At 69.6% G+C, this 3,357-nt stretch carries 2 protein-coding genes; one reads left to right on the forward strand and one right to left on the reverse strand.

All coding sequences use genetic code 11. The features are described 5' to 3' along the window. Positions 1 to 928: LacI family DNA-binding transcriptional regulator (locus ACLP25_RS07395; protein WP_442468569.1), on the reverse strand; the 928-nt coding region annotated here is incomplete at its 3' end. Positions 929 to 1,098: 170 nt separating this feature from the next. Here ACLP25_RS07395 and ptsP point away from each other — a divergent pair. Continuing rightward, the coding region (gene ptsP / locus ACLP25_RS07400) for a phosphoenolpyruvate--protein phosphotransferase (RefSeq protein WP_442468570.1) at positions 1,099 to 3,357 on the forward strand (2,259 nt) is incomplete at its 3' end.

Raw genomic sequence — 3,357 nt, forward strand, 5'->3', positions numbered from 1 at the left:
GCGTCGCCATGTCCGGCGTGCGCAGGCGTTCAAAGAGCAGATCCATGGCGGCCCGACCGATTTCGGCGACCGGTTGTTCGATCACGGTGAGCCCCGGCCCGACGAGTTCCGTCCAGATCTCGTTATCGAACCCGGCGATGGCGATGTCGCGCGGCGTCTCGAGCCCGGCCCGTCGGACGCTGCGATAGAGGCCGAGCAGCATGAGCCCGTTCGACGCCATGACCGCGTCGGGCCGCTCGCCTGCCGAGAGCCGCCGCATCAGCTCCGCCTCCGCCTCCGCCGCCGCCGGCGGCAGGAAACAGGCGTCGGTCGGAAGCCCGTGGCGCGCCATCGTCGCGGCGTAGCCGTCGTGGCGTTCCGCGGCCGTGGACGAGGTGTTGCCGAAGAAGCCGACGATGCGGCGGTGGCCTTCTGCGACGAGATGATCGGCCAGAACGCCGGCGGCCTCCCTGTTGTCGATCCCCACCGAATCCAGCGTCCCCGTCGGCCCGGCGCGGTCGACCAGAACGACCGGGAAGTCGAAATCCATGGACTCGAGCGTCTCGGCCATCTTGCGCGTCGGCGCGTAGATGACGCCGGTGATCCGCTCTTCCTGCATCAGGCGAAGATACATGGCCTCGCGCGCCGGGTTCTCGTCGGTGTTGCACAGGACCACCCGCATGTCGGCCCGGTAGGCCGCATCCTCCACCGCTCGGCTCAGGGTGGTGAAGAACGGGTTGCGGAGGTCGGAGACGATGAGCCCGACGGTCGACGAGTGCTGCGAGCGCAGGCGACGCGCCGACAGATTGGGGCGATACCCGGTCGCCTTCACCGCCGCCTCGACCTTTTTCTTGAGGTCGGCGCTGACCGGCCCGTTGGAGAACACCCGCGACACCGTCGCCGGCGAGACGCCCGCTATGCGGGCCACATCCTTGATGCCGATGGACATTGCAGAAAACGTTCCCATTCATTTGCGTTGAGATTGCCGCGTCATGGCACCCTATGGATTCATGGTTGCAGAAAATTCGCGCAATTTCAACAGAATTCCTCTTGACACAGGACTGAGAACGTTTTCATATAGGCGTCGACAAAAAGACATCCGGGAAGAAAGGCTCGCCCATGTCCGCCGCACCAAATCCACAGATCCTATCAACCGAACTCGTGCGCCTCGGCGCCCATCCCGCCACCAAGGAGGCGGCGATCCGCGAAGCCGCGCAGATGCTGGTGGCCGCGGGCCGCATCGACCCGGCCTACGTCGAATCGATGATGCGGCGCGAAGCGGTCGCCGACACCTTTCTCGGCCATGGCGTCGCCATCCCGCACGCCATGATCGAGGACCGCGCCATGGTGCGGCAGATTGGCCTGGCGATCCTGCAGGCGCCCGAAGGCGTCGTCTGGAACGAAGGCCAGACCGCGCGCCTTGTCGTCGCGATCGCCGCCCAGTCCGACGCCCACATCGCCATTTTGCGCCGCCTCACCGGCCTCATGCAGGACGAGGCCGCGCTCGACGCCCTGGCGCGCACCACCGACGCCCGCGAGATCGTCGCCGCTCTGACGAGCGCGCCGGTCGAGAGCATCGCCGCCGGCGCCCCGGCGGTCGATCTCGCCGAGCGCTTCGCCTGGACCTGCGACTATCCCAGCGGCCTCCATGCGCGGCCCGCCGCTCACTGGATCGACACCGCCCGCCGCACGCGCGCGACGCTGCGCATTCGCCGCGGCGACCAGACCGCCGATCCGCGCAATCTCATCTCTCTGCTCCGCCTCGGCCTCGTCGAGGGCGATCAGGTCGTGGTCTCCGCCGAGGGCGAGGGCGCTCAGGAAGCGCTCGCCCAAATGAGGGCTGCGATTACCGGCCTCACCCTCCAGGAGAAAGCGGACGCCGCCAAAGCCGCCGCCAAGGCCGCCGCGCCCGGCTGGAGCCCGCCGACGCCGCTGCCCTCCATTCCCGGCATCTCCGCCTCCCCAGGCCTCGCCGTGGGCCGGCTTCACGTGGTCCGCCCGGCCGAGATCGTCGTGCCGGACGTTCCGCTGCCGCTGATCGACGGCGGCGACCGCCTGAATGACGCGATCGTGTCGACGAAGCAGCAACTCGCCGTGCTCGCCGACGACACGGGCCGACGCCTCGGCGCCGCCGAGGCCGGCATCTTCAAGGCGCAGGCCGAGTTCCTCTCCGACACCGACCTCGTGACCCTCACCTGCCAGCTGATGGTCGAGGGCCACGGACCCGCCTGGGCCTGGCGCGAGGCGGTCAGCCGGACCGCCGACCGCATCGCCGCCATGGGCAACCCGATGCTCGCCGCCCGCGCAGTCGACCTGCGCGACGTCGGCCGCCGGGTTCTGGCGCGTCTCGCGCCCGAGCTCGAGACCACGAGCGCCGCCTCTGATCTGCCGGACGGACCTGTGATCCTCGTCGCCGACGACCTCACGCCGTCCGACACCGCGGGGCTCGACACCGCCCGCATCGTGGCGCTCGCCACCGCTCGCGGCGGACCGACTTCCCACACCGCCATTCTCGCCCGCACGCTCGGCCTGCCGGCGCTCGTCGCCGCCGGCGACGCCCTGCTCGACGTTTCAGAAGGCGCTGAAGGCATTCTCGACGGCAATGGCGCCCGGCTGTGGCTCGACCCGAACGAGGCGGCGATCGCCTCGGCGCGCGAGCGCATGGCCGCGGAGGCCGCACGCCGGGTGCAGGAGAGCCAGGATCGCGCGGCCCCCGCCGTGACGGTCGACGGCCATACGGTCGAGATCGCCGCGAACGTCAACACGCCCGATCAGATCGCTCTGGCGCTCGATCTCGGCGCCGAGGGCGTTGGCCTGATGCGCACCGAGTTCCTCTTCCTCGAGCACGGCGCGACCCCCACCGAGGACAAGCAGGCCGAAATCTACACGGGCATGCTCGATGCGCTGGGGAGCCGGCCGCTCATCGTGCGCGCCCTCGACATCGGCGGCGACAAGCAGGTCGCCCATCTCGCCCTGCCGCAGGAGGCCAACCCCTTCCTCGGCGTGCGCGGCGCCCGCCTGCTGCTGCGGCGTCCTGATCTCCTCGAGCCGCAGCTGCGCGCGCTTTATCGCGCCGCCAAAGGTGGACGGAAGCTCTCGATCATGTTCCCGATGATCACGTCGTTGCAGGAGGTCGTCGCTCTCAGCGCCGCATGCGAGCGCATCCGCGCCGAACTCGGCGCTCCGAAAGTTCCGCTCGGCATTATGGTCGAGGTGCCCTCGGCCGCCATCCTCGCCGACCGCTTCGCCCCCTACGTCGACTTCTTCTCGATCGGCACCAACGACCTGACCCAGTACGCCCTCGCCATCGACCGGCAGCACCCGGAGCTCGCGGCCGAGGCCGACAGCCTGCATCCGGCTGTGTTGCGCCTGATCGAC

The organism is Roseiarcus sp., from assembly GCF_052145395.1.
Classification (GTDB): domain Bacteria; phylum Pseudomonadota; class Alphaproteobacteria; order Rhizobiales; family Beijerinckiaceae; genus Roseiarcus.